The organism is Ilumatobacter sp., from assembly GCF_039969435.1.
Lineage (GTDB): Bacteria > Actinomycetota > Acidimicrobiia > Acidimicrobiales > Ilumatobacteraceae > Ilumatobacter_A.
Map to the genome: position 1 here is coordinate 83,360 of NZ_JBDVNU010000009.1, position 25,410 is coordinate 108,769.

The following is a 25,410-nucleotide window of genomic DNA, read 5'->3' on the forward strand; positions in this document are numbered from 1 at the left end:
TGGCGACGAGTGAGAGCGATCCGATACGGTCCTCGCGCATGCTCGACCTCGGACCGATCGCCCAAGCGCTCAGCTTGGACGAGGTGGTCGACGAGGTTCTCGACGCCTTCGGACCCGGTGCTGCTCTCTACGCGATCGACCACGAGTTCAACACGATGAAGGACGTCGGTCTCGACGTCGACGGGGTCGATCTGGAGGGGGAGCTGCGCCGGGCGATGCTCGCAGGTCGTCCACACTTCGACGGTCGGCGGAGTTGGATTCCGCTGCCCGAACGCCACGAAGCCGTCTTCGTCGTCACCGTGGAGGGGCCCGTCGTGCCCGTCGATGGTGATCGAGCGGTGCTCGGCGCGCTCCTCGATGGTCATCGGCGCCGTTTCGAGGATCTCGAGCGACGTCGACGCCGCCGTGGGATGTCGGTGGCAGCCGAGTTGCAGTGGGACGCCCTCCCCATCCGAGCGGACGCGTTCGGCGACGTCGAAGTCGCCGGGGTCCTCGAACCCGCCTACGAGATCGCCGGAGACGTGTTCGACTTCGCGATGGTCAACGGAGCGGTGTGGGCGTACTCGTTCGACGGCATGGGCCATGGAATGGAAGCGACCGTCAGCAGCACCATCGTGCTCGCTGCGGTGCGCAACGTCCGACGTGAAGGCGGTTCCCTCGGCGAACAGATGCAGGCGGCGAACTCGGTACTGTTCGAACACTACGGAGGCAACCGGTTCGTGACCGGTGCCGCATGTCGGATCGCTCCCGACGGATCCGTCGACGTCGTCAATGCCGGGCACGAGCCGATCCGCACCGTCATCGGCGGACGGGTGGAGCAACTCGATCTCGCCGTCGACCTCCCACTCGGTGTGGAGCCGACGACGGCCTACCGCACACAGGCTGCGTGTGCACTCGGACCGGGCGACGGGTTCGCGATGTTCTCCGACGGCCCTGCCGGACAGGCCAACGATGGAGAGGCCTTCGGTGCCGAGCGCATCAACGAGGCGTTGCGATCGTGTTGGTCGAGCGCACCACTCGAGACGGGTCACGGTGTTCTGGGACAAGTGATCTCGTTCCTCGACGGGGCGCGAGTCGACGACGACCTGACCGCCGTCGTGATTCGCCGTCGCAGCGGTGCGGGGTCCCCCTCGTGATCGAGGCCCGACCTGCAGCGTCCTGCGCGTTCGAGGCGTGTCCCGCCTCGATGATCGAGCGGGTCGTCGTGGCCGCCGTCGAGCAACTGTGCGCCCATGACGACGTGACCGTCGAACTGCTCGAAGCGCTGGAGTTCCCGCTGGGCGAGGCGCTCGTCGCCGCGGCGGGTCTCGGCATCACCAAGGTCGATCTCGACGTCTCCGCCGGACGTCTGCACGTCGAGGTCCATCTCCTCGTCCCTCCGGAGTCGCCCTCGGTGGTGCTGGGTGACGCGGCTGATGTCGTGTCGGCGTTCTTCGACGTGGCCGCGCTCACGGAGTCGTCCGGGTTGTCGCTCACCGGTCCGTTGGGGTGATTGCGACGATGACCGCGAGACCTCCGACGGGCGGGTTCGCCGACGCCGCCTCCGAGCAGCGATTCCACGATCACGTCAGCCTGGCCGACCGCCTCGCGCGCCGGTACAGCTTCGGTTCGGGACTCGACGACGATCTGCGGCAGGTCGCCCACATCGGCCTGTTCCTCGCCTGTCAACGGTTCGACCCCGATCGCGGCGTGTTCGTGCGTTTCGCTTCGGTCACCATCATCGGAGAACTCAAGAAGCACCTGCGGTCCACGGGGTGGAGCGTTCGAGTCCCGCGAGCACTCCAGGAGGACTCCATCACGGTCGCCTCCGCCGTCGACCGACTGACCGGTCGCTTCGGTCGCTCGCCGACCATCGGTGAGATCGCCGAGCACACCGGCTTCGATCGGGAGCGGGTCGCGGAAGCTCTCCTGACGAAGCAGGCACGGTTCGCCACCTCGGTCGAGCAGAGCGAGATCGACGTCGCCGGCTTCGGCGACCTGGTCGACACCGCCATGCTCCGGGCGGCGCTGGACGCCGTCGACGACGACGTCCGTCGCCTGATCGAACTGCGCCACGTCGACGGTCTCACGCAGTCCGAGATCGGTCGGCTGATCGGGATCTCGCAGCCCCAGGTGCACCGCCGCCTCGCGCGTGCCGAAGCCACACTCCGCGAACAACTCCGAGAGGTCCAGTGATGAACGAAACGGTGGACGCAGGTCCGATGGCGAGCGTTCGGCTCGAGCTCCGGGCAACGGCGGTGTCGATCGCCGTCGGGCGGGCGGTTCTCCGTCGCGTCGTCACCTTCCGCGATCCGGACGCCGAGAGCTCGTTCCTCATCGCATTCACGGAGATCATGACCAATGCCGTCGACGAACACGTTCGCCTCGCGTCCGACCGTCCGATCGTCGTCGAGATCGAACAGACGCCGCACGATCTCGTCCGGGTCAACGATTCCGGTGCAGGCATGTCCGACGAATCATTGGTGACGTCGGCGCCCGACGGTTCTGTGGAGCGCGGGCGGGGGCTCGCCCTGGCACGGGCCTTCGTCGACGACATCGCCTTCGAGTCGTCACCCTCCGGGACGATCGTGTCGCTGCCACTCGCCGGCTTCGGGATCATTCGGTGAGCGCGGCGGGCGAACCCCTCCGACTCTCCGTGTCGACGAGCGGTGACATCGGCTCCCCGGTCGCCGAGATCCACGTCGTGGGCGAGTTCGACCGACTCCAGGTCGTCCGGTTCGACGAAACCGCTCGCACGTTGCCGGCGGCTCTGGTCTCGGTGACCGTCGACCTCACGCAGACGACGATCATCGACTCAGCGGCACTGGGCAGTCTGATCCGGCTCCGACGGACGCTCGAGCGTCACGGTTGCTCGCTCCAGGTCGTCGTGGAGCGACCGTTCCAGATCACCGTCATGAAGGTCGGGGGCCTCGACGACCACCTGAACGTCCGCACGCCGGATCAGCGCTGACCGAATGGGTCCCGCCCGAGCGAGCCCGTCAATCGAGGGCGTCGTGGTGCACGCCGAACGTCTCGCTCAGGCCACAGATCTCGATCAGTCGACGAGCGGAGTCGCTCAGGCCGACGATGGTCATCGATCCACCTCGATCGATGATCCGGTCCCTGATGAGGAGCAACGAGGTCAGCCCGGCGGAATCGATGAACGAGCACTCCGACAGGTCGAGGTCCACGGAGCCCGACAGCTTCGCCGCAGCAGCCTCGAGGGTCGGTGCGGACTGAGCGTCGAGTTCGCCCGACACACCGATGCCGCTCCCCTCGGACGTGATGCGTATCGGTGTCACCGGTGGAGTATCGCCGCCGATTCGACGCAACGTCAACCGGACCTCGGCGTCGGGCCGTCACCTCCACACGGCCGTCCCGACCGCGCTACGGTCTGCGCGTGACCGATCACGCGGATCCCTCCGACGTGTTCGCCGTTCAGGTGGCGGAGCGCGTCGCCGACCCGGGCCGACTCGAGGCGGTCGCAGCGACGGGGTTGCTCGACTCCGCAGCCGACGCAGCCTTCGACCGCATCGCCGCGATCGCGGCGCGTCTCCTGGACGCGCCGTTCGGATTCATCACCGTGGTCGACGACACCCGTTCCTTCTGGAAGGCCTGCATCGGGATCCAGGCGACCGACCCGCGCGATCGCCAGAACGCCGTGGAGGAGTCGTTCTGCCAGTACGTGATCGGGCTCGACGACGAGTTGCTGGTCGACGACACCCGACTCGACGCTCGCACGGCCGACAATCCTTCGATCGAGTCGATGGGTGTCCTCGCGTGGGCGGGGGTCCCTCTGCGCGCAGCCCGGGGCGAGGTCCTGGGGACCCTGTGCGTCGTCGACACCCGGACCCGGTCGTGGACCGCCGACGACGCCGAGCTGCTGAGAGACCTCTCGGCCATCGTCGTCGACGAGATCGCCTCGGCCCAGGTCGCCCGTGCCGCTGCGCGGTCCGAAGCACTCCTCTCGGCCGTCCTGTCGAACGCACCGATCGGGTTCGCTCTCGTCGACGACCAGTACCGGTACGAGATCGTCAACGACACGCTGGCGGCGATCAACGGCGTCGCCGCCGACACGCACGTCGGTCGCACCGTCCGAGAGGTGCTGCCCGACGTCGCCGATTCGGTCGAACCACTGCTGCGCAGCGTGCTGACCACGGGCGAACCCGCAGTGGGGATCGAGATCGTGGGGTCCACACCTGCCGAACCCAGCGTCGAGCGGGTCTGGACGTCCAGCTACTACCGACTCGAGGTCGGGGAGCGCTCGCGGGTGGGGCTCTTCGTCGAGGAGATCACCGCTGCCGTCCGGTCGCGGCGACGGGCGGCGCGGCTCGCATCGATCTCCGGCTCGCTCGCCCGGGCCGACACGCTGCAGGAGGTCGAGCGGATCGTCGCCCACGAGATCGGCGACTACTTCGACGCCTCGATGGCGGTGGTCGGGCACTGGGATCCCGACGCCGGGACGACCACCGTGCTCGCAACCCCGTCCGTGCGCGACGCCATGGAGGAATCCGGCCACCTGACCGGCGAGCACGCTCCCTACGCCGACGCGGTCCGAACGCTGCGAACCGTCACGATCGCCCATCCCGGCGACCGGGTGGACGACGTTCTGGCTGGTGCTCGGCCCGGCGAGGTCGTCGCCGAGGCGTTCGTCCCCTGCGTCACCGGCGGCGGCACGTTCACCGGGGTGATGTGGATCGGGTGGAACGAGCGCAGACGAGCGGATGACTTCCCGTTGCCGCAACTCGAGACCGTCGCCGGCATCCTCGCCGGCGTCTTCGAACGCAACCGGCTCCACCGCCAGCGGCGACAGCTGATCGACACGCTGCAGCAGTCGCTGCTCGACGAACCGCCGGAGCGCCCGGGTGTCGAGATCGTCGCCAGGTACCGGCCGGCGGGAGACGCCCTCGGGTTCGGCGGCGACTGGTACGACGTGATCGGGCTCGGCGACGACCGCACCGCTCTCGTGGTGGGCGACGTGGCCGGCCACGATCCCACGGCCGCCGCCCGGATGTCGCAGATCTCCTCGATCATCGCCCAGCTTCTGCTGTCCGGGACCCCCCTCTCCGTTCTCTTCTCGGCAGCCGAACGAGCGATGGCCGCACGCTCCATCACCGCCATGGCGACCGTGAACGTGGTCGTGATCGACCCCCGGAGTCGGACCCTCACGTCGATCTCGGCCGGCCACCTCCCGGCTCTGTTGCTGACGCCCGACGGCGACGTGGAGTGGCTGGAACGTGCACTGCGACCACCGCTGTGGACACTCGGCGCAGACGTCCACCCGACAGCGGTCACCTACGAGCCCGGATCGAAGTTGTTCATGTTCACCGACGGTTTGATCGAAACTCGTGACTCGTCCATCGACGACGACCTCCGACGTCTCACCGACTACCTGCAGACGCAGCTCGGAGCGGACGTCGCGAGCATGTCCGACAAGGTCCTCGAGGACTTCGCAGTCGTCGGCGACCAGCCCGACGACATCGCCCTCCTCGCCGCACACCTCGAGTGACGCGCCCGTTCCCGCGCTGGTGAAGGGACCGGCGGACGCCGGATCCGTTCGGTGAGTCGACGGGGGCGTCGCAACCCGCCCGGCTCAGCGCGTGCGGAAGGTCTCGATCTCGGCGGCGAGCTGCTTCGCATCGTCGTCGGCGAGTTTCCATTCGTACGTCGCTCCGGGTGTCTTCACGGTCACCACGTCGCCGCCCACCTGCCGGTCGAGTTCGACCGAGGTGACGGTGCGGAGCGGAATCCTGATCTCGTCGTCACGCCCGAGCCGACGCGTGTGCGTGCGAACGATCTCGTCCCGATCGATCTCGACCGATCCGTTGTCGCCGTCTTCCTTGATCGCGTACTTCGCCATGTCCGACCTCGCCTCACGTCTCGTCCGTCGAGGCGAACGGTACTCCACCCGATCACCGAGGAGACGTCGATCACAGCGGCATGGAAGTCAACGAGCCTGGGTAGTCGCCCTGCATGACGAGATACGGATTGAAGTTGATGAGCGAGCTGCGTTCCGGCTCGGAACTGATCACCCAGTCGAAGGGCGCGGAGGAACGCGGCCTCGAGTTCCTGTCGATCTCGGATCACATCCATCCCTGGCTTCCCGAACACGACCACTCCCCGTTCGCGTGGAGCGTCCTGGGCGGAATCGCAGCAGCAACGTCGAAGATCGACCTGATCACCGGCGTCACGTGCCCCACGTACCGGTATCACCCGGTGATCATCGCTCAGGCGGCCGCCACCGTCGCCGAGATGTCGGGCGGGCGCTTCACCCTCGGTCTCGGGTCGGGGGAACGACTCAACGAACACGTGACCGGCCTCGAGTTCCCGGCGGTCGACCTGCGTCACGCCATGCTCCACGAGGCGATGGACCTCATGAACGAACTGTGGTCGGGTGAGTTCGTCACACGCCGCGGTGACTTCTTCGACGCAGACCACGTCAAGATCTACGAGCAGGCCGGCACACCGGTCCCGCTGGTGCTCGCCGTCAGCGGCGACCAGTCGCTCGATCTCGCCGAGGCCACCGGCTGCGTCGGGATCATGGCCATCGAACCCGACGCGGAATTGATCACGGGGTGGACCGATCGCGGCGGCTCCGCCGACGACACGTGGACCGAAGTGCCCTTCGCGTGGGAGTCGACGAAGGACGAGGGCCTCGAGACGGCGAAGCGGTTCCGCTTCGGGATGCAGGGATGGGAGGTGTCCGCCGAGCTGCCGAACCCTGCCCACTTCGAGGCCGCCACCCAGTTCCTCACCGACGAGCAGATCGGCGATGCGATCCCTCACGGACCCGACCCCGAGCCGTACGTGCAAGCGGTGCAGGAGTTCATCGACGCGGGGTTCGCGAACATCGCGATCGTTCCCGTCGGCGACGACTTCGACGCCACGATGGACTTCTGGGAGAACGAAGTCCGCCCGCAGCTCAGCGGAACCGGTACCTGATGGATCTCGGGATCGACGGGCGACTCGCGCTCGTCACCGGCGCCGCAGGCGAGATCGGCAAGGAGAGCGCCATCGCCCTCGCCCGTGACGGCGCCCGTCTCCTCCTCACCGACGCCGACTCGAACGATCTCGCCGAGGCGGCGAAGGAGATCGAGACCGCGACCGGCGCCGAGGTCTGGCGGTCGGTCGCCGATCTCACGAAGCAGTCCGACGCCAACGCCCTCGCCGCCAAGGGTGCCGAGCACGGTGGCGTCGACATCTGCGTCCACGCCGCCGGCATCACCGGCGCCAAGGGGGACCCGCTCGAACTCGGGGACACCGACTACGAAGATGCGTGGGCGACCGACTTCATGTCGGCCGTGCGCATCGCCCGTGCCGTCGTGCCCACCATGGTCGACCGGCGGTGGGGGCGCATCGTGTACGTCGCGTCGGAGAACGCGGTGCAGTCCTACGCCGACGAGATGCCCTACAACGTCGCGAAGGCGGCGCTGGTCAACTTCACCAAGGGAACGGCGCAGGTCTACGCGCCCAAGGGCGTGCTGATCAACGTCGTGTCACCGGCGTTCATCGAGACCGACATGACCGACGGGATGATGGAGGAGCGCGCCGACGAACTCGGTGTCAGCGTCCCCGACGCCATCGAGTCCTTCCTTGCGGAGGAACGACCCCACCTCGTGCTGAAGCGTCGGGGACGTCCGCCCGAAGTCGCCGCCGTCATCGCATTCCTCTGCTCCGAGCAGGCCAGCTTCGTGGTCGGCTCGAACTACCGCGTCGATGGCGGGGCCGTGTTGGCGATGAACACCTGAGCGATACCGCTCAGACGCACGAGTCGCCAGGAAGGTCCGGGACCACGCCGATCAGAGTCGACTCGTCGAGTGGGTCCTCCACCCAGATCCCGGCTGCTCCACCGGGGAAGCTGTCGAGCGGCAACTCGACGCACCCTTCCACCACGTCGACGTCCGTCGGCCACACGCGACTGTCGTCGACGTCTGCGAAGTACGGGTTTCCCTGGTTCGTCACCACGTAGCGTTCGGGCGTGAACGGCTCGACGGGGCCGATGTTCTCGCTGCCGACCAGTTCTTCGAGATCGCTCAGTTCCTCGACGAATCGGAGCAGCCGCTGGCGGTTCCCCGACTCGTCCTGCGATCCGAGCGCGTACGCGTCGTGTTCGAACGTCCCCGCATCGACGTCGAACGACACGAAGGTCGAACCGGAGTCGGTGATCTGCGGGTCCTCGTACTCGTCGGGCTCCTCGAGCAGGTCGAGGCGATCGGCGCGTGCGAGAACGATCTCCATCCCCGTCACGGTGAGCTGTCGACGACTGATCGGAGTCGGGACGGGCGGTGCGGGCACGGCTCGCACCGGTGCGGCGGCGCCGACCAGACCGGAGGGTTCCGCGTCGACCTGCGTCCGGTCCGCCGGGAAGTACGCCCAGCCGTCACCTCCGATCACGATGGTCGGAAACTGGTCCGGCCGACCGATACGGACGATCGCGGTGTCCGGATCGTCGTCGTACGAGGCGGCTTCGATCGACGGGGGTTCGCTGCCGCGCTCCGACGGGGGTTCGCTCCCTCGCTCCGGAGGAGCGGCGTCGGAGCTGCTGCAACCGACAGCGAGGAGTCCGAGGACCGAGATGGTGGAGAGGATTCGACGAGTGCTCATGACCGTTCGACGGCCCGGTCGGCCGTCGGGTTCCACGTGTGTGACGGGGAGGACTCCCCCATGGTCGCATGTTCCGGAGCACACCCGGGTATCACCGCTCCATGACCGACGATCCGACCTCGACCTCATCAACCCCGTCCGGCCCCGGCGACCAGAGCGCGCTGTCCGTCCTCGCCACGTTCGCCGACGGCGGTTGGAGCATCGACCACCTCGTTCGTCCGGGTGGCGAGATCGAGTGCGGTCGATGCGGCGAATCCACCCTCGCCGACCGGTGGCGAGGAGAAGCCGAACACCGGATCGAGGGTGCGTCTGATCCCGATGACCTCCAGCTCGCTGCGGGCATCTCGTGTCCTCGATGCGAAGCCCAGGGTGCGATCGTCCTCGGCTACGGCCCGATGGCATCCGACGACGACGCCGACGTGATGTTGGCTCTCGACCTCGACGACGCGATCGATCCGGTCGCATCGTCGTGAACGCCCGACCGCCGGGCGTGGGCAACTCGAGTCCTGAGATGCGCCCGGACGCGATGACGTCACGTGTTCGCTGACTGGATCTGGACCTCGTGGGAGCAGGCCGGCTTGGTCGCGCTCTCCGCGGTGCTCATGCTCGCCATCGTCATCGCGGTCATCCGTGTGGTCGGGCTGCGGTCCCTGTCGAAGATGTCGAGCTTCGATTTCGCCGTCACCGTCGCCATCGGATCCGTGCTCGCGAGCACCGTGGCGACCTCCACTCCCGTCGCGAACGGTGCGGTGGCGGTCGCTGCGCTCCTCGCCGTCCAGTCCACCATCGCCGTGCTCCGACGGTACGCAGGATTCGGACAGGTCGTGGACAACCGCCCGGTGCTGCTGATGCGTGACGGTCAGTTCCTGTCCGACGCACTGGACCGATCGCGGGTCACCCGGTCGGACGTGATGGCCAAGTTGCGCGAGGCGAACGTTCTGCGGCTCCGCGACGTACGAGCCGTCGTGCTCGAGACCACCGGCGACATCAGCGTGCTGCACGGCGACGAGCCGGTCGAACCGTGCCTGCTCGACGGAGTCGAGGACGATCGTCGCGATGCGCCCTCCTCACGTCGTGCGTGACACCTGCAGGACGACATCGTCGCCGTAGACGGCGCGCACCGTCCCGGCCTCGCCGTAGAACCTGGGCTGAACATCGTCGACGTCCCAGCCGGCGAGCAGTGTCTCGTCCCACGCCGCAGGAGCGTCGATCGGTCCGACGCCGTCGGTCCACTGCGACATGCCGTCCGGGTCCACCCGGACGGCGAACTCGATGGTCCAGTCCGACGGACCCGGGACCACCCCGCGCGAATTGTCCTGGTACACGATGTGGAACTCGGTCTCCGAGACCGGGGTGGGCAACGTGACGTAGCGGTCGAGGAAGTCGATCTGTTCCGACTCCCCGGAGATCGACGCGCTGGTGGTGTCGGTGGTCAGATCCTCGTCGACGGGGTCCGACGCACCACACCCGGAGCCGAGGAGCAGTCCCGCGACGGCCAGCGCGCACCCGATCGGGGCCTTCGACGCCTGACGCATCGGAACAGTGTCGCGCCGCCGTCGGTCGCCACGACACGGGGAGGACTCCCCGCTCCGACTCGAATCGGACAGGTGTCGGGATTCAGGCCGGAGCCACTCCGTCTCCCGGCGACGCCTCGTGGCCGTTCTCGCCAGCACCGGCGTCCCGGTCATCCACGTCGAGTTCCTGGGAGAACGCCTGCACGCCTGCGATGCCCGCGGCGACGATCGGGACGGCGAGAAAGGCACCCGCCAGGCCGGCAACGGCGCCACCGGCGGTGAGTGCGACCAACACCACCACCGGGTGGATCGACACCTGGCGGGCCATGATCAGAGGTTGGAACAGGTTGCCCTCGACCTGCTGGACCACGATGGCGAGCACGACCACCCACAGTGCGGTTGCCGGGTCGACGGTGATCAACGCCACGATCGCAGCGGCGGCGCCCGCCACCACTCCTCCGGCGAGAGGGAACAACCCGGCGATGGCGGTGAGGATCATCAACGGCAGGACCAAGGGCACGCCCAGCACCCAGAGTCCCGCACCGATCAGGAGTGCGTCGGCGATGCCGGTGAGCACCACGCTGCGCAGGTAGGCCGACATCGTGTCGGCCATCGCGTCTCCGCTGCGCCGAACCGCATCGGCTCGGACCGGATCGACCCGGGACACGATGGCCTTCCACATGTTCGATCCGTCCTTGAGCAGGAAGAACGTCAACACCAGCGTCAGCAGGGCTCCGGCGAGGATCTGCACGGCCAGTGTCGCCTGCTCCACCCCCAGCGACCCGACACCACTCGACACCCACGACCGAATGGACTCCTCGCCCTGTTCGACCTGTTGTCGCGACAGATCGAACGGCTCGGCCGTCAACCAGTCCTCGATGCCCCGGCGGATCGTCTCGCCGTCGACCTCGCTGTCGGAGATCGTCGTACGCGTCCGTCCGTAGACGAACCATCCGGCGACCCCGAACGTCGCGACGATCGCCGCCATCGGGACGATCGCGGCGAGCGAGCGCGGGATCCGGTGCGCCTCGAGGCGCCGTGACACCGGGCGCAGCGCTGCGGCGACGACGAGGGCCAGCAGGAACGGTACGAGCACGACCCGCAGCGTCAGTGCGATCCAGAGCAGCACGCCCAGACCGGCACCGACCAGCAGCAACCCCTTGGCCCACGCCGACAGTCGGTCGAGCCACACCGGCACGTTCAACGCCGAGCGGTCGCGTTCGGTCGTCATCGCCACGTCCGTGCACCCGCAGCGTGTGCATCGATGCGATCGGGTCGAAGCGTGTCCATTCCGCTCTGTACCCGATCGACGCCGCACTACTCCCGTGGCCGGTGCGCTGTTTCCGCTGCGACCCCCCGGGTAGTCCTGGTCGTGCCACCACCCGATTCGCCGACAGCCGACACCGACGCTGCTCCCCACCCGTCCGTCCCGTCGTTCCTCCCACTCGAGGACTACGCCGTCGTCGGGGACATGCGCACGCTCGCAGCGGTCGGTACGAACGGATCCATCGACTGGCTGTGCTGGCCGCGATTCGACTCGCCGTCGATCTTCGGACGACTGCTCGACACCGACGGTGGATGCTGGAGTCTCTCGCCCACCGCGGGCACCGACGCGACACGACAGGTGTACCTGAGCGGCACCAACGTCCTCGTCACCCGCTTCCACACCGCCGACGGTGTGGTCGAGGTCGAGGACTTCATGACCCTCGGTGATTCCGGCCAGCACGTCGTCCGGGTCGTGCGATGCCTCGTCGGTCGCGTGCAGATGTGCTCGACCGTCGACGCTCGACCCGACTACGGGCGAACCGACGCCGACGTCACCGGCGACGTCCCGCACGACGGCGACTCCGTGAGCTCCGGGATCAGGTACACGATCGACGGTGACGAGATCGAGATCCACGCGTCGGGAACGGTGCGATGGAGCGCCGACGAGGCGAAGCTCACCACCTCGTTCACCCTCGCAGAAGGCGAGACGGAGTACCTGGCCCTGGGCGAGGAACGCCTGGATCGCGGCCACTGCGAGGTGGTCCACGCCACGACCACGCGCTACTGGCGGAACTGGTCGGAGTCGACCGACTACGACGGCCGCTGGCGTGAGCACGTCGAACGTTCGGCGCTCGTGCTCAAGTTGCTCACCCACGAACCGTCGGGCGGCATCGTCGCCGCCGGCACGACGAGCATCCCGGAAGTGCTGGGCGGCGAACGCAACTGGGACTACCGCTACGTGTGGATCCGCGACGCCGCGTTCACCGTGTACGCGTTCATCGAACTCGGTCATCTCGCCGAAGCCGAGGCCTTCACCGCATGGCTCGTCGCCCGCCTCGACCGATGCGACGACCCCGACGTGCCGCCGCTGTCGCCCCTCTACGACCTCGACGGCGCCGACGCCCTCGACGAGATCGAACTCGATCACTGGAGTGGCTATGCCGACAGCTCCCCGGTGCGCGTCGGCAACGCAGCATCGGGCCAGCTGCAACTCGACATCTACGGTGAACTGATCGACGCGCTGTACCTCGCCGACAAGCACGGCGACGGGCTGAGCATCGAGACCTGGCGCCACATCACCCAGATCATCGACTGGCTCGCAGGCCACTGGCAGGAACCCGACGACGGCATGTGGGAGGCGCGCAGCGGGCCACGACGCCACACGTCCTCGCTGCTGATGTGTTGGGTGGCGGTCGAACGGGCGATCCGCATGGCCTCCAAGCGCGGCCGCCCGGCGCCGTTGGAGGAGTGGCGACGACTTCGTGACGAGATGCATCGCACACTCGTCGACGACGGCTTCAGCGACGAGGTCGGTGCGTTCACCCAGGTCCTCGGAGGAGACACGGTCGACGCCTCGATGCTGCTCGCGCCGCTCGTCAAGTTCGTCTCGCCCAGTGACCCGATGTGGACGAGCACGCTCGACGCCATCGGTGAGCACCTGGCCCACGGTCCACTGGTGGACCGCTACGACAACGCGTCGACCGGAGACGGGCTGGACGGCGACGAAGGAGCGTTCACGATCTGCTCGTTCTGGTACGTCGAGGCGCTCGCCCGATCGGGGCGTCTGGACGAGGCCCGAGACCTCTTCGAACGTCTGCTGTCCTACGCCAGCCCGACCGGCATCTTCTCCGAGGAGATCGGCCCGACCGGGCGCCTCGTCGGAAACCTGCCCCAGGCGTTCACCCACCTCGCTCTCATCAGCGCTGCGATCTACCTCGACGAGGCGCTGCCGGGCTGATCCGAACGGGCTTCACCCGCCGACGGACGGATCAGGCTGCGTACGACACGATCTCGAACTCCACCCCGTCGGGGTCGAGGAAGTAGAAGCGGCGACCCGGGTCGTAGTCGCCGAAGCTGAACGGCTCGAATCCGGCCGCTCTCACGCGCCGTTCGATCTCGTCGAGATCCTCGACGACCAGCGCAACGTGGTTGAGGCCGTTGACCTGGTGTCCGGCGGCGGCGACGTCGGACGGGGCGGTCGGTGGCGTGTACAGGGCGAGGTAGTCGTCGTCGGTGCCGACGTGCACCGTGTACCCGTCGTCCTTCGCCCTGCCGCTCCACCGGACGTGCCAGTCGAAGAGGTCGACGAGGCGTGCGGCCGACGCATCCGGGTCGGTGACGGTGATGTTGACGTGTTCGAGTCGTGCTGTCGTGCTCATGTCGGACGTTCTAATATCTCAACCAATGTCGAGGTCAAGGGAAAGTTCGGATCCGCTGCTCGCGATCGGCGCTCTCGCCGACCGGACGGGTGTGTCGATCTCGGCGATCCGGTTCTACGAGGCCAAGGGGCTCGTCGATTCCGAACGCTCGACGTCGGGCCATCGCCGGTTCCGCAAGTCGGTGATCCGTCGACTGTCGTTCGTCCTCATCAGCCAGCGACTCGGCTACTCACTCGACGACATCAGAGCTCAGCTCGATCGTCTCCCGAACGGCCGTACACCGACCGAGCGGGACTGGAATCGACTGGCCACCGGCTTCGCTGCCGACATCGATGAACGCATCGCCGGGCTCCAGCGACTACGCGACGACCTCGACGGCTGCATCGGCTGCGGATGCCTGTCGATGCAGAAGTGCGCGATGTGGAATCCGGACGACGGCGCCCGTCGCTTCGGCACCGGGCCCCGCTATCTCCTGGGCGACTCCTCGGCCGACGTCCGCGTCGACGTCGGATCGCGCTGACCGAACCGCGCCGGGCGCTCTCGGGCACGATCGGGCGCGGTACGTTCAACCGATGGACTCGGGCGAATCCATCGGCACCACGATCGCGGACTCACGGCCGTCGTGGCCGAGCCGACCACCGCGGAACGCCGGGCACCGCAACGTCCTGATCGTGCTGCTCGACGACGTCGGGTACGCCGACTTCGGATGTTACGGATCGGCGATCGACACGCCGACCATCGACCGACTCGCGACCGACGGGCTCCGGTACACGGGCTTCCACACCACCGCGATGTGCTCGACCACCCGCGCGTCGTTGCTCACCGGACGCAACCACCACGCCGTCGGGATGGGGTGCCTCGCCAACTTCGATTCGGGGTATCCGGGCTACCGCGGCAAGATCTCGGCCGAGGCGCCGACCATCGCCGAGCTCCTGCGGCCCCACGGGTACCGCAACTACATGATCGGCAAGTGGCACGTCACGAGCACCACCGAGACCGGACCGACCGGACCGTTCGACGGATGGCCGCTCGGACGGGGTTTCGACCGCTTCTACGGATTCCTCGACGCCGAGACCGATCAGTACTCGCCCGAACTCGTCCGCGACAACACCCACGTGAGCGCTGCGGGCGACCACAGCACCGGCTACCACCTCAGCGCCGACCTCGCCGACGAAGCGATCCGCAACCTCACCGACCATCACGCCGTGAGCCCCGACACACCGTGGTTCATGCTGTTCGCCCCCGGCGCCTGCCACGCGCCGCACCAGGCACCCCGGCACCTGATCGACCGGTACACGGCGACGTTCGAGCGCGGTTGGGACGTGGAGCGTGAGCAGCGGCTGGCGCGCCAGATCGAGCTGGGCGTGGTGCCCACCGGCACCGAACTGCCACCACGGAACCCCGGCGTACGGGCCTGGGCCGATCACTCGGCGGACGAACACCGGCTGTTCGCACGACTCGCCGGGGCATACGCCGCCATGCTGCATCACGTCGACGAGCACATCGGACGGGTGATCGCCACGCTGGCACACACGGGCCAACTCGACGACACGATCGTCGTGGTGCTGTCCGACAACGGCGCGAGCCAGGAGGGCGGCCCCCTCGGATTCGTCAACGCGATGGCGCCGTTCAACATGGTCAAGGAGACGCTCGACCACAAGCTCGCCCGCCTCGACGACATCGGTGGACCCGACACGCACTCGAACTTCCCGCACGGCTTCGCCATGGCAGCGAACACTCCGCTGCGGATGTACAAGCAGAACACCCACAGCGGAGGCATCCGCGACCCGCTCGTCGTGCGCATGCCCGAGGGTCGCGCCCACGGCGACCACGGCCTGCGCCACCAGTTCTGCCACGTGTCGGACCTCACCCCGACCCTGCTCGACCTCCTCGGCATCGACCTCACCGCAGGGGTCGGCACGACCGGCGTGAGCTTCGCGGCGACCGTCGACGAACCGCAGGCCGCAACGGGCAAGTCGATCCAGTACTTCGAGATGTTCGGCCACCGCGGGCTGTGGCTCGACGGGTGGAAGGCCGTGGCGTGGCATCCACCCGGGACGCCCTTCGACGACGATCGGTGGGAACTGTTCGACCTCTCCACCGACTTCAACGAGTGCTGCGACCTCGCCGCCGCCGAACCCGATCGTCTGTCGTCGATGATCGAGCGTTGGTGGATCGAGGCCCGGGCCAACCAGGTGCTCCCGCTCGACGACCGCTTCGCCGAACGCTTCGCCGAGAACGCCGCACGATTCCACGGTGATCGTCGCCGCTTCGTGTTCACCGCCGGCATGGGACACCTCCCGTCGGACGTGGCACCCGACCTGCGCAGTCGCAGCTACACGATCACCGCCCGGATCGAACCCTTCGCCACCGGAACCGAGGGCGTGCTGATCGCACACGGCGACGCCACGTGCGGGTACTCGCTCTTCGTCCGCGACGGCCACCTCGTGCACGACCTGAACATCGGCGGCACCCACCAGGTCGTCGTGTCGTCGTCACCGATCACGACCGGCGTCACCGAGTTGGCGTTCCGGATGCAGCGCAGCGAAGGCGACGGACCGTTCCCACACGGCGTCGGGACGTTGCTCGTCGACGGCGTCGAGGTCGGTCGGATGGAGACCGACCACATCTTCTGGTTGATGATCTCGTGGTCGGGTCTGGACATCGGTCTGGATCGTGGAACCACCGTCGCCGACTACGACGGCACCCGTCGCCACGTCGGCCCGTTCGCGTTCACCGGCGCACTGGTCGACGTCACGGTCGAACTGGACGACGACCAGGACGTCGACCACGCCGCTGCGGGCGACTCCGAACTCGCGCGCGACTGACCGGACGGCATCGGGCGTCCTTCCGTTTCCGAGACACCACTCCCGGGTACCTCCGTGCCGTGCGGGGACCGGCCCCGCGGAAGAGACACAGAGATTCCATGGACATCGTGACGATCCTGTTGATCGTTCTCGCCGTCGCCGCGATCGCCGCGGTGGCGTTCGTGACGATCCGCAAGAAGCAACGCAGCGGGTCGGTGCTCGCCGCACCAGCCTCCAACGACCGCACGGGCGGTCCGTCGTGAGCGACGCCCGGTTGAACCTGATGCGTGCCAGCGACGTTGCCGGTCTCCCTGTCGTCACCATCGACGGTGGCGAGGACGCCGCCGAGATCAAGGACGTCGTGTACGAGGCGTCTCGACATCACCTGATCGGATTCACGCTCAACAAGCGCGGCTGGTTCCGAGGGTCGATGAAGTCGACGCTCGCAGCCGTGAACGTCACGGGCATCGGCGCCGATGCCGTCATGGTTCCGGGCGAGGACTGCCTGACCGAACGCGCCGGATCGACCGACGCCCTGGCTGCTCCGAAGTCCGACCACGACGTGATCGGCAACGATGTCGTGTCGAGCTCCGGCGCAGTGATCGGAACGGTCGTCGACGTGATCATCGAGACCGGCGAAGCCCCACAGGCCGTCGGATACGAGGTGAAGACCGCCGACGGCAGCGTCTTCGTCCCGTCGTCGGCGCAGATGGGCCTGTCCGCACAGAATCTGATCGTGCCCGCCGAGGCCGAGCAGTTCACCCGCGACGATCTCGCCGGCTTCGGCGCGTCCGTTGCGTCGTTCCGCGAGATGATCGGAGGACCGTCATGAGCGAACACACCATGAAGGCCATGAAGGGGCAGGCCGTGATCGCCCTCGACACCGCCGAGGAGATCGGCGAGGTCAAACACTTCGTCGTCTCCGCCGACGGTCGCAGGATCGAGCGGTTGCACATCGACGGCCGCGGGAAGAAGGCACTCTTCACCGAGTGGGGCGACCTCGAGTCGTTCGGCGCCGACCGGGTGATGGTCAAGGCAGCCGACGCGACCGCCGGGTCGCACGACGACCGCGATCTCGACGTCGCGAGTGGCGACATCGAACTGATCGGCTCACGTGTCCTCGACACCGCCGGCTTCGAACACGGCAGGGTCGTCGATGCGATGTTCGATTCGACCAGTGGCGCGATCGTCTCGATCGTCACCGAGTCCGACGTCACCGTCGACAGCGGTCGCATCCGCAGCCTCGGGTCGTACGCACTCGTCGTCGACGCCTGATCATCCAAACGGTGTCTGACACCGTTTGCACCATGTGGATCGTGGTGTGGTGTCAGGCGCCGGGGCGGTCCGTGAGACCGGCCAGGCCGCGGGTCTCGACCAGGTGCTTCATGTCGATCGCCCAGTGGAGCGCGGGAGCGAGCAGGTCGAAGAACGGCGCCGTGAGCGTGACGGGTCCGATCTCGGCGAGACCACGATGTCCACCCAGGTCGAGCACCCACCCGCGGTGCGCCAGACGGGCCTCGTCGAGGCGATCTCCTCGGAGAAGGCGGACCGCATTGCGTCCCGCGACCTCTCCGGCCTGCACCGCGATCTGCGCCGACATCGCGAGCTCCGTACCGTCGGCCGTGACGTGGCGCGCGATGTCGCCGGCCGCGAACGTCTTCGTCCAACCGTCCACACGGAGATACCGATCGACCACGACGCGCCCGTCGTCGTCGGTCGGGAGACCGAACTCGTCGGCCCGGGCCGTGAAACCGGCGGCCCAGATCGGGAGACCGACTAGTTCCTCCCCGGCAACCGACACACCGTCGGGGAGGATCTCGTCGACGTCGTCGCCCAGGCGCAGCCGCACCCGGCGGTCACGCAGGATCCGTTCGGCATCCCGTCCGGTCGCGTCGCCCATCCCCACCAGCAGACGATCGGATCCGTCGACGACGGTGACCGTCTTGGCGGGGTGAGCCGCACCGATTGCCCCGGCCAGTTGCACACCGGTGGCTCCTCCGCCGACGATCACGATCGCATCGTGATCCTCGATGGCCGAACGCAGGTTCAGGGCGTCGTCCTCGGTGCGCAGGGGTCGAGCATGTTCGATGCCCGGGATGGGCGGCTTCAGCGGAACGGCACCGGCGGTCACGACGATCGCATCGGCGGTCAGGGTCGTGCCGTCGTCCAGGTCGACCTCGCCGTCGCGAACGGCTGTCACCGAACCGAGGATCACGTCGTCGGCGAACTCCTCGAGTCCCGCAGACGAGTCGGTCATCGGTGCCGTACCTCCGGCGACCGCGGCGAGACGGGTCACGAAGTCGTGGCGTCCACTCGGGTCGACGATCGACGAGCGTCGGCCCGCTCGGCGAACCGAGCGGGCCGTGTGGACTCCTGCGTACCCGCCGCCGACGATCAGGACGCCGTCAACGGCGCGTTCGATCATGGCGGGAAGCTAGGCCTTCTGCAAGGCGCCGACCAGTTCGGCCTTGGTCATACCGCTGCGGCCGTCGATGTCGAGCTTCGTCGCCCGGTCGTAGAGCTCGGACTTGGTCATGTCGGCGAAGTCGTCCGGGTCGGCGGCGACCTTCGCGTCGTCGAGCGCGCCCTCGACCTCGTCGGACACAGAGTCGACCGACTTCTTCGCCTGTGCCCTGGCCTGACCGGTCGTCTCGGCCACCCCGGTCCTCACGGCGGTCGCGGCACGCGGCGCTGCCGACCGTGCCTGTCCGCTCGTGGTGAGGGCCGAGGTCGAGGTGTCGTCCGCGACATTGTCGAATCGGTTCTTGATCGAGTTCGCGGCAGTTGCGACGACGTCGTTCATCCGGCGTGCGCTCGCCCGACTCGCTGCGAGGGCCTTGGACGGAATCGACGGAAGCGAGTTCTCGAGGTCGTCCAAGCGGACCGTGACCGAGTCGTTCACGTCGGAGATCTTGCGTTCGATGGTGTTCATCATGGGATCGGCATACCCCTCGACACCGTGCCCCGAAACGATCGACCGCTGAGACGCTCGACACGGACAGCGCTCGGTACCGTCGTGATCAGCCGGTGCGCGACCCGCACGCCGAGCGCCTCAGACGCGGCAACGAACGGTGATCACCGAACCACCGATGCGGTCGTCGAAGTCGATTCGCTCGGCGTAGTGACGGACGAGACGCTCGGCCAGACCGGCTTCGATCAGCGACTTCGGTGTGCCGGCGACGTTGCGGATCTCGGCGTACAACTCGACGCGCGGATGCTGGCGGCGGAACCATCGGACGTCGACCGACCAACCGGCGGCCCCGGCTGATTCGCCTGAGGCTCCGGCGAACGGTTCGACCGCACGGGCTGAACCGCCGTCTCCCTCGTCCGCGAGAGCGGCGGCCACGACCTCGTTCACCGCCGCCACGAAGTCCTCGACGATCGCGACGTCGTCGCCGGCCTCGGCGACGTCTCGGCGGACCTGATCCCGCAACTCGGCCAGCTGACCGGTCGACCGGATGATCGAGCGCACCGTCAGCTCAGCTCGGACGACGACTTCAGGACCACGCCGCCATCGTCCTGTTCGACGAGGTATGCGGGCTCGTCCTCGGTCGCGTTGCGCGTCACCTCGGTCCCGTCGATCTGGCGCTCGACCTTCGACGTGAATCGCTCGGTGATCCTGCCCGAACCGGTGCCGTTGCCCCAGTTCCACGTCACCGTGTCGCCGATGTGGAAGTCATACGCCATGCAGCGATGTTTCCCGTCACCCCGAGTGGCGAAACGCTGTCTGCTCTGCGACCGTGCGTTCCGTGCGCTCTACAGCCACTTCTCGACGACGGTGCTGACCTTCTCGGCACTGCGCTGCACGAAACTCCGCTCGGCCCAGCGTGACGGGTCGAGTTCGATCGACTGCGTCAGATCGTGGTCGAGGTGCTCGTCGAGGATCGCAACGACGTCCTCGTCGACGATCACCACGTTGGCCTCCTCGTCGTGCTGCATCGACCGTTGGTTGAAGTTGGTCGATCCGACGGTGGCGATGTGCCCGTCGACGGTGATCACCTTGGCGTGCATCATCGACGTCTCGTACGTGCGGATGTCGACCCCCTCGTCCAGCAGGATCTGGTACGACTCCTCACCGGCGATCTGGATGAATCGCTTGTCGGCGTGCTCGCCGGGGACGAGCAACGTCACGTGCACCCCTCGCTGCACGGCGGCGACGAGCGCCCGCCGCACGTACGCATCGGGGTTGAAGTACGCCGTGGCGATCACGAGGCGCTTGTCGGCCATCGAGACGAGCGTCATCACCATCCGCCACACGTCACTGGCACCGGTCTCCGCCGACCCCCGCACGACGAACACCGTCGACGCGCCGCGTTCGGTCAGGTCGACGTCGCGTTCGGACCGCGGGTCGAACCCGTCGTCGTGCTGGTCGGCCCAGTTGTCGAGGAACGCGGTCAGCAACCCCGCCACCGCAGGCCCCCGCACGGCGAGATGGGTGTCTCGCCACTCCTTCTCGTTGCGGGCGTCGCCGGTCCACTCGTCGGCGATGCCGACGCCCCCGCAGAACCCGATGTTGTTGTCGCACACCATGATCTTGCGATGCGTACGCCGGTTGGCGTCGGCGATCTTCGGGACCGCCTTGTCGAAGAACGGCCGGAACCAGCGAACGTCGCAGCCCGCCTCCTTCATCGAGTCCATCAACCCGTCGGCGATCTTGCGGGCTCCGACGGCGTCGAGCAGCACACGCACCCGACAACCGCGTCGCGACGCCCGGACCAGGGCGTCTGCGAACTCCACGGCGATGTCACCCTGCCAGTAGACGAACGTGACGAGGTCGACGGTGTCGATTGCGGCGTCGATCGCCTCGATCATCGCCGGGAAGATCTGGTCGCCGTTGCGCAGGACACGCACGTCGTTGCCATGCGTGGGCGGAACGCCGAGCAGACCGTGGAGGCGATCGGTCGACCGGCGCTCGCGGTCGGTCATCTCTCGTGTCACGCGTCGCAGTCTTCCAGAAACGCATCGACGGCAGGCGGGCCAGGCCGCCTGCCGTCGACATCGGGGGTCGTGTGGAGGTCCGTCGAGTGGTTCAGGACTGCCGCGTCTCCTCGACGACGTGTGTGCCGTCGGGCGAAACGTGGCGCTCGTGTTGGAACTTCGTGTTCCTCATGCTCATGAAGCTCGCACCTCGAATGGCTCCGAACAGGATGGACGCCGCGCCGCCGAGCATGAGGATCCACCCGATCGCTGCCAGGTCGACGTTGTCGACCTGAGCGTCCACGGCGAAGGTGATGATGGCTCCGGCGATGACCAGGATGATTCCGAATGCAACGAGCATGACGATGTCCTTCCGAACGGTTGTGATGGTGCGTCGTGACCGACGTCATGGGGCTCTACCCCGGCGAACGGTGCTCAAACGACACGTTTCGTCAAGATCCTGCGAGGGCAGGGTCGATCGATGATCCATGCACGAGTCCTCTTTCCCGTGGCTGCACTGCTGATCGCAGTCCCGGCGTGTGCCTCGGACGAGGCGCCACCTTCGGAACCGCAGTCGACGGTGGCACCGGAGACGCCCGAGCTCGACGACGGCATCATCGACACCGAAGTCGACACCAACGTGGAGACCGGTGGCAACGCCGGCTTCGAGGGCGACGAGGACGGCTGATCTTCCGCGTCGCAGGACACACGAACGACTCGTTCCGCCCGCCGACCGCCACTAGGTTGCGCACCGATGGCTGACCAGGCGGATTTCGCAGACGAAGCAATGCAGTACGCACCGCAGCTGTACTCGGCGGCGATGCGGATGACGCGCAACCGTGCCGACGCGGAGGATCTCGTCCAGGAGGCCTACCTCAAGGGCTTCCGCAGCTTCCACACCTTCAACGAGGGCACCAACCTGCGGGCATGGCTGTTCCGGATCCTCACGAACACCTACATCAACAAGTACCGCAAGAAACAACGCAGCTTCGACGAGAGCGACCTCGGCGACATCGAGGACCTCTACCTGTACAAGCGGATGGGCACCTTCGAGGACCCGACCATCGGTCGATCGGCCGAGGAATCGCTGATGACGATGCTGCCCGACGACGAGGTGAAGCAGGCGCTCGAGAACCTCCCGGAGAACTTCCGGATGCCGGTGATCCTCGCGGACGTGCAGGGGTTCGCCTACAAGGAGATCGCCGAGATCCTCGAGATCCCGATCGGCACCGTGATGTCGCGCCTGCACCGGGGAAGAAAGCAGATGCAGAAGGCGTTGCACGATTACGCAATCGAGCGCGGACTGCGTCGACCGGAACCCGACACCACGTCGGACACGCAGCCCGTCGCTCACGCCGGCGACGAGAAAGGGCCCCGATGATGGAAGCATGTGACGAACCGGACTGCGCAGCAACTCTCCAGGAACTCGACGTCTTCCTCGACGAGGAACTCTCCGAAGCGGCCCACCAGTCGATCGCCCACCACCTCGATGCGTGCCCCGACTGCCTCAGTGCGTTCGATTTCCACGCCGAGTTGAAGCAGGTCATCAGCGTCAAGCTGCAGAACGACGAGATGCCGGCCGGACTGTTGTCACGCATCGAGAGGTGCTTCGCCACCGACTTCGACGGCGACGGCGTCATCGGCTGAACTTGCGCCGACCGAGACCCGTCGGGCGACACCGTTGAGCGACGTGGCCGACGCCTTGGTCCTGGTGGGTGCACTCGGCGCCACCTGGGCGATGACCGGGGTGATCTGGGTGATCCAGCTCGTCCACTACCCGATCTTCGACGCCGTCGATCGAGGCACCGACGACGACCTGTGGCGGCGATTCGGCGACCGCCACCGCCGGGCGATCTCACTCGTCGTCGGCCCGTTCATGCTCGTCGAGGGGGTCACGGGCATCTGGCTGGTGGCAGATCCTCCCGGTTCGATGTCGGTGTTCCCGCCGCTGGTGGCCGCACTGCTGATGGCCCTCGCCTACGGCACGACCGCACTGGTCTCGGTTCCGTTGCACGAACGCCTCACCGCATCCTTCGATGCCGACGCCCACCGCCGCCTCTGCTCCACCAACTGGATCCGCACCGGCGCCTGGACCGCACGTGCCGTGGTGATCGCGGTGATCGCGGTCGTGGCCTTCACCTGAGTGGCACCGCCGCTGCCGATCCGCGCACGACAAACCTGGAGCGGGCTGCATCCACCCCGGAGCGCAGCGCTAGCCTGCGCACCATGATCGGCTTGGTGTGGCACATCTGGATCGGGGTCGCGCTGTCGGCGGTCACCGTGCTCGCATGCATCGGAGTGCTCGGCTACTTCATGGTCAGCGTGCAGTCGAAGAAGTACCCCGGCGGCAAGCAGCGTCGCCACCAGGACCTCTGAGCGGCTCCTGGCTGTCAGCGACATCCCGCTGATCCGCGAGCTCCTCGCTCGTTGCACCTTCCCCGAACCCGACCGATCCCGTCCGCCGCCTCCGGTCACGTGCGCGCTGTCGGGCGGCACCGATTCGTCGGCGCTGGTCGCCCTCGCCGCCGCCGCGGGGTGCGCCGTCACCGCCGTCCACGTCCACCACGGGTTGCGCCCCTCGGCCGACCACGACGCCACGTCCGCCGCTGCGATCGCCGCACGCCTCGACGTCACCTTCCGCGTCGAGCACGCCGACCTCCACGACGGGCCGAATCTGGAGGCCCGAGCCCGCGAGGTGCGTCACCGCATCCTCGGACCCGGTGCGCTCTTCGGTCACACCGCCGACGACCAGGCCGAGACCACGCTGCTGGCCATGCTCCGCGGCAGTGGATCGAGCGGGCTCTCCGCCATTCGCCCCGGCCCGACGCACCCGATCCTCGCCCTGCGTCGAGCCGACACGCGTCGACTGTGCGACGCGCTCGACCTGCCAACCGTCACCGACCCGACCAACACCGACCCGCGCTTCCGCCGCAACCGCGTCCGCCACGAGGTGCTGCCGCTGCTCGCCGACGTAGCGGACCGCGACCCGGTCCCCCTGCTGACCCGGATCGCCGACCTCGTGCGTGACGACGACGACTTCCTCGCACACCTCTCCGGCACGATCGACCCGACCGATGCCCAGGCCCTGTGCGCTGCCCCACTCCCCCTCGCCCGGCGCGCGATCCGACGGTGGTTGACCAGGGACGGGTATCCACCCGACTCCGCCGCCGTGACGCGGGTGCTCGCCGTGGCCGACGGTTCCGCGATCGGGTGCGAGGTCGCCGGGATCGGACGCATCCGCCGGACGAACCAGCGGCTCCGCGTCGAGGCACCCGACGGTCGAACAGGGGCGTGACGCACGGCGGGTCGCGCCGTTTCGACGCCCGGACATCGACGCGGTATCGTCTCCTCCCGTCATGCGCTCCTCCTCCACCCTGCCCCACTCCACCACAGGAACCCGTTGATGGCTCCTCGTCTGCGGGGCAAGTGGGCGCTCGGCATCACGCCGCGCAACTTCACCTGGGTGCTCAAGGAGAAGATGGCGATCTGTGAGCGCCCGGGCGGGGTGGGCGACAACCATCGTCGCGTGCGTCGCCAGGAGGAGATCATCTGGCTGCGGGAGAACGGGTTCGGCTGCGTGATCTCGATCATCGCTGCGCCGCACAACCTGCACAACTACGACGAGTTGCAACTCCCGTACCGCCACCGCCCGTTCAACTCCGAGCACACCGATCCGTACCTCTCCGCGCTGTACACCGAGATCCGCGAACTGCTCAAGCACGACACGAAGCTGATGGTGCACGCCGAGGAACTCGGCGACCGCCTGATCGGCGTGATGGGCGGCTACATCCGCTGGGCCGGCCTCGTCGAGGATCCGACCAAGGCGATCCAGGTCACCGAACGGATCGCCGGACGCCAACTCGACCCGTTCGCGCGCGAGATCATCATGCGCGCACACACCTTGCGCTGACGCCGCGCTGCGTCGACGTCGTCGTTGATCCGGGG

The 25,410-nt window shown here is 67.7% G+C and carries 35 protein-coding genes; 23 read left to right on the forward strand and 12 right to left on the reverse strand.

Annotation, left to right across the window (positions count from 1 at the left end; genetic code table 11):
* The first annotated feature begins 38 nt into the window (after positions 1 to 38).
* Genes ABJK40_RS04500 through ABJK40_RS04520 form a run of 5 tightly spaced genes read left to right on the forward strand, consistent with a single transcriptional unit; the run spans position 39 to position 2,950 of the window.
* On the forward strand, positions 39 to 1,136 hold the full coding sequence (locus tag ABJK40_RS04500; RefSeq protein ID WP_348481880.1) for a SpoIIE family protein phosphatase: 1,098 nt from the start codon (positions 39 to 41) through the stop codon (positions 1,134 to 1,136).
* Entirely contained in the window at positions 1,133 to 1,492 is a 360-nt protein-coding gene (locus ABJK40_RS04505) for a hypothetical protein (RefSeq protein ID WP_348481878.1), read from the forward strand. Before ABJK40_RS04500 ends, ABJK40_RS04505 begins: the two co-directional genes overlap by 4 nt.
* Positions 1,493 to 1,500: 8 nt before the next feature.
* Entirely contained in the window at positions 1,501 to 2,175 is a 675-nt protein-coding gene (locus ABJK40_RS04510; protein ID WP_348510170.1) for a sigma-70 family RNA polymerase sigma factor, read from the forward strand.
* On the forward strand, positions 2,175 to 2,606 hold the full coding sequence (locus tag ABJK40_RS04515) for an ATP-binding protein (protein WP_348482789.1): 432 nt from the start codon (positions 2,175 to 2,177) through the stop codon (positions 2,604 to 2,606). The genes ABJK40_RS04510 and ABJK40_RS04515 overlap by 1 nt, the downstream gene beginning before the upstream one ends.
* Positions 2,603 to 2,950, forward strand: a complete 348-nt coding sequence (locus ABJK40_RS04520; protein WP_348482790.1) for an STAS domain-containing protein — start codon at positions 2,603 to 2,605, stop codon at positions 2,948 to 2,950. The genes ABJK40_RS04515 and ABJK40_RS04520 overlap by 4 nt, the downstream gene beginning before the upstream one ends.
* Before the next feature lie 28 nt (positions 2,951 to 2,978).
* Here the strand turns inward: ABJK40_RS04520 and ABJK40_RS04525 are convergent, their stop codons facing one another.
* A complete protein-coding gene (locus ABJK40_RS04525) occupies positions 2,979 to 3,281 on the reverse strand; it encodes an STAS domain-containing protein (RefSeq protein WP_348482791.1) in 303 nt (100 codons plus the stop codon).
* 98 nt (positions 3,282 to 3,379) lie between these two features.
* Between ABJK40_RS04525 and ABJK40_RS04530 the strand changes: the two genes are divergently transcribed.
* A complete protein-coding gene (locus tag ABJK40_RS04530; RefSeq protein WP_348482792.1) occupies positions 3,380 to 5,488 on the forward strand; it encodes a SpoIIE family protein phosphatase in 2,109 nt (702 codons plus the stop codon).
* Positions 5,489 to 5,572: 84 nt separating this feature from the next.
* Here ABJK40_RS04530 and ABJK40_RS04535 read toward each other — a convergent pair whose 3' ends face one another.
* Positions 5,573 to 5,839 (reverse strand): hypothetical protein, encoded by a 267-nt coding sequence (locus ABJK40_RS04535; RefSeq protein ID WP_348482793.1) that lies wholly within the window; start codon positions 5,837 to 5,839, stop codon positions 5,573 to 5,575.
* A gap of 113 nt (positions 5,840 to 5,952) precedes the next feature.
* Here ABJK40_RS04535 and ABJK40_RS04540 point away from each other — a divergent pair, with 113 nt between their 5' ends.
* Positions 5,953 to 6,921 (forward strand): TIGR03557 family F420-dependent LLM class oxidoreductase, encoded by a 969-nt coding sequence (locus ABJK40_RS04540; protein ID WP_348482794.1) that lies wholly within the window; start codon positions 5,953 to 5,955, stop codon positions 6,919 to 6,921.
* Complete coding sequence (locus ABJK40_RS04545) at positions 6,921 to 7,727, forward strand: SDR family oxidoreductase (protein WP_348482795.1); 807 nt, start codon at positions 6,921 to 6,923, stop codon at positions 7,725 to 7,727. The genes ABJK40_RS04540 and ABJK40_RS04545 overlap by 1 nt, the downstream gene beginning before the upstream one ends.
* A gap of 10 nt (positions 7,728 to 7,737) precedes the next feature.
* Here ABJK40_RS04545 and ABJK40_RS04550 read toward each other — a convergent pair whose 3' ends face one another.
* Positions 7,738 to 8,583, reverse strand: coding sequence for a hypothetical protein (locus ABJK40_RS04550; protein WP_348482796.1), 846 nt, complete (start codon positions 8,581 to 8,583; stop codon positions 7,738 to 7,740).
* A 101-nt stretch (positions 8,584 to 8,684) separates the two neighbouring features.
* Between ABJK40_RS04550 and ABJK40_RS04555 the strand changes: the two genes are divergently transcribed.
* A complete protein-coding gene (locus tag ABJK40_RS04555) occupies positions 8,685 to 9,056 on the forward strand; it encodes a hypothetical protein (protein ID WP_348482797.1) in 372 nt (123 codons plus the stop codon).
* A gap of 63 nt (positions 9,057 to 9,119) precedes the next feature.
* Positions 9,120 to 9,665, forward strand: a complete 546-nt coding sequence (locus tag ABJK40_RS04560; protein ID WP_348482798.1) for a YetF domain-containing protein — start codon at positions 9,120 to 9,122, stop codon at positions 9,663 to 9,665.
* Here ABJK40_RS04560 and ABJK40_RS04565 read toward each other — a convergent pair.
* Positions 9,651 to 10,118, reverse strand: coding sequence for a hypothetical protein (locus ABJK40_RS04565; RefSeq protein ID WP_348482799.1), 468 nt, complete (start codon positions 10,116 to 10,118; stop codon positions 9,651 to 9,653). The two genes, ABJK40_RS04560 and ABJK40_RS04565, sit on opposite strands and share 15 nt — an antisense overlap.
* A gap of 82 nt (positions 10,119 to 10,200) precedes the next feature.
* Complete coding sequence (locus ABJK40_RS04570; protein ID WP_348482800.1) at positions 10,201 to 11,328, reverse strand: AI-2E family transporter; 1,128 nt, start codon at positions 11,326 to 11,328, stop codon at positions 10,201 to 10,203.
* Between the two features lie 141 nt (positions 11,329 to 11,469).
* Between ABJK40_RS04570 and ABJK40_RS04575 the strand changes: the two genes are divergently transcribed.
* A complete protein-coding gene (locus ABJK40_RS04575; RefSeq protein WP_348482801.1) occupies positions 11,470 to 13,320 on the forward strand; it encodes a glycoside hydrolase family 15 protein in 1,851 nt (616 codons plus the stop codon).
* 31 nt (positions 13,321 to 13,351) lie between these two features.
* On the opposite strand, the gene ABJK40_RS04580 is transcribed toward ABJK40_RS04575, so the two are convergent.
* The gene (locus ABJK40_RS04580) at positions 13,352 to 13,741 is read right to left on the reverse strand and encodes a VOC family protein (RefSeq protein ID WP_348482802.1); all 390 of its coding nucleotides are present in this window, start codon (positions 13,739 to 13,741) and stop codon (positions 13,352 to 13,354) included.
* A 25-nt stretch (positions 13,742 to 13,766) separates the two neighbouring features.
* On the opposite strand from ABJK40_RS04580, the gene soxR reads away from it, so the two are divergent.
* The 5 genes from soxR (at position 13,767) to ABJK40_RS04605 (ending at position 17,823) form a co-directional block, all read left to right on the forward strand.
* Positions 13,767 to 14,261 (forward strand): redox-sensitive transcriptional activator SoxR, encoded by a 495-nt coding sequence (soxR, locus tag ABJK40_RS04585; RefSeq protein WP_348482803.1) that lies wholly within the window; start codon positions 13,767 to 13,769, stop codon positions 14,259 to 14,261.
* A gap of 52 nt (positions 14,262 to 14,313) precedes the next feature.
* A complete protein-coding gene (locus ABJK40_RS04590; RefSeq protein ID WP_348482804.1) occupies positions 14,314 to 16,569 on the forward strand; it encodes an arylsulfatase in 2,256 nt (751 codons plus the stop codon).
* 98 nt (positions 16,570 to 16,667) lie between these two features.
* Positions 16,668 to 16,811, forward strand: a complete 144-nt coding sequence (locus tag ABJK40_RS04595; RefSeq protein ID WP_348482805.1) for a hypothetical protein — start codon at positions 16,668 to 16,670, stop codon at positions 16,809 to 16,811.
* Positions 16,808 to 17,380, forward strand: a complete 573-nt coding sequence (locus tag ABJK40_RS04600) for a PRC-barrel domain-containing protein (RefSeq protein WP_348482806.1) — start codon at positions 16,808 to 16,810, stop codon at positions 17,378 to 17,380. Before ABJK40_RS04595 ends, ABJK40_RS04600 begins: the two co-directional genes overlap by 4 nt.
* Positions 17,377 to 17,823 carry a PRC-barrel domain-containing protein gene (locus tag ABJK40_RS04605; RefSeq protein ID WP_348482807.1) on the forward strand — a complete coding sequence of 149 codons (447 nt, stop codon included), beginning with the start codon at positions 17,377 to 17,379 and terminating at the stop codon, positions 17,821 to 17,823. Before ABJK40_RS04600 ends, ABJK40_RS04605 begins: the two co-directional genes overlap by 4 nt.
* A gap of 52 nt (positions 17,824 to 17,875) precedes the next feature.
* On the opposite strand, the gene ABJK40_RS04610 is transcribed toward ABJK40_RS04605, so the two are convergent.
* From ABJK40_RS04610 to ABJK40_RS04635, 6 genes are all read right to left on the reverse strand, one after another.
* Positions 17,876 to 18,973: an FAD-dependent oxidoreductase gene (locus ABJK40_RS04610; RefSeq protein ID WP_348482808.1), complete on the reverse strand. Its 1,098-nt coding sequence runs from the start codon at positions 18,971 to 18,973 to the stop codon at positions 17,876 to 17,878.
* Positions 18,974 to 18,982: 9 nt separating this feature from the next.
* On the reverse strand, positions 18,983 to 19,483 hold the full coding sequence (locus ABJK40_RS04615; protein WP_348482809.1) for a Rho termination factor N-terminal domain-containing protein: 501 nt from the start codon (positions 19,481 to 19,483) through the stop codon (positions 18,983 to 18,985).
* Between the two features lie 117 nt (positions 19,484 to 19,600).
* Complete coding sequence (locus tag ABJK40_RS04620) at positions 19,601 to 20,020, reverse strand: hypothetical protein (RefSeq protein WP_348482810.1); 420 nt, start codon at positions 20,018 to 20,020, stop codon at positions 19,601 to 19,603.
* 2 nt (positions 20,021 to 20,022) lie between these two features.
* Positions 20,023 to 20,235 carry a DUF2945 domain-containing protein gene (locus ABJK40_RS04625; RefSeq protein ID WP_348482811.1) on the reverse strand — a complete coding sequence of 71 codons (213 nt, stop codon included), beginning with the start codon at positions 20,233 to 20,235 and terminating at the stop codon, positions 20,023 to 20,025.
* Between the two features lie 69 nt (positions 20,236 to 20,304).
* On the reverse strand, positions 20,305 to 21,486 hold the full coding sequence (locus tag ABJK40_RS04630) for a phospholipase D-like domain-containing protein (protein ID WP_348482812.1): 1,182 nt from the start codon (positions 21,484 to 21,486) through the stop codon (positions 20,305 to 20,307).
* Positions 21,487 to 21,577: 91 nt separating this feature from the next.
* Positions 21,578 to 21,826: a DUF6458 family protein gene (locus ABJK40_RS04635; RefSeq protein ID WP_348482813.1), complete on the reverse strand. Its 249-nt coding sequence runs from the start codon at positions 21,824 to 21,826 to the stop codon at positions 21,578 to 21,580.
* A 120-nt stretch (positions 21,827 to 21,946) separates the two neighbouring features.
* Between ABJK40_RS04635 and ABJK40_RS04640 the strand changes: the two genes are divergently transcribed.
* From ABJK40_RS04640 to ABJK40_RS04670, 7 genes are all read left to right on the forward strand, one after another.
* Positions 21,947 to 22,153, forward strand: a complete 207-nt coding sequence (locus ABJK40_RS04640; RefSeq protein ID WP_348482814.1) for a hypothetical protein — start codon at positions 21,947 to 21,949, stop codon at positions 22,151 to 22,153.
* 66 nt (positions 22,154 to 22,219) lie between these two features.
* On the forward strand, positions 22,220 to 22,846 hold the full coding sequence (locus ABJK40_RS04645) for a sigma-70 family RNA polymerase sigma factor (RefSeq protein ID WP_348482815.1): 627 nt from the start codon (positions 22,220 to 22,222) through the stop codon (positions 22,844 to 22,846).
* Complete coding sequence (locus ABJK40_RS04650) at positions 22,843 to 23,112, forward strand: zf-HC2 domain-containing protein (RefSeq protein ID WP_348482816.1); 270 nt, start codon at positions 22,843 to 22,845, stop codon at positions 23,110 to 23,112. The genes ABJK40_RS04645 and ABJK40_RS04650 overlap by 4 nt, the downstream gene beginning before the upstream one ends.
* Before the next feature lie 43 nt (positions 23,113 to 23,155).
* Positions 23,156 to 23,608 (forward strand): hypothetical protein, encoded by a 453-nt coding sequence (locus ABJK40_RS04655; protein ID WP_348482817.1) that lies wholly within the window; start codon positions 23,156 to 23,158, stop codon positions 23,606 to 23,608.
* A gap of 83 nt (positions 23,609 to 23,691) precedes the next feature.
* On the forward strand, positions 23,692 to 23,841 hold the full coding sequence (locus ABJK40_RS04660) for a hypothetical protein (RefSeq protein WP_348482818.1): 150 nt from the start codon (positions 23,692 to 23,694) through the stop codon (positions 23,839 to 23,841).
* Positions 23,842 to 23,872: 31 nt separating this feature from the next.
* On the forward strand, positions 23,873 to 24,760 hold the full coding sequence (tilS, locus tag ABJK40_RS04665; protein ID WP_348482846.1) for a tRNA lysidine(34) synthetase TilS: 888 nt from the start codon (positions 23,873 to 23,875) through the stop codon (positions 24,758 to 24,760).
* Positions 24,761 to 24,868: 108 nt separating this feature from the next.
* Entirely contained in the window at positions 24,869 to 25,375 is a 507-nt protein-coding gene (locus ABJK40_RS04670) for a hypothetical protein (protein WP_348482819.1), read from the forward strand.
* Positions 25,376 to 25,410 lie beyond the last annotated feature (35 nt).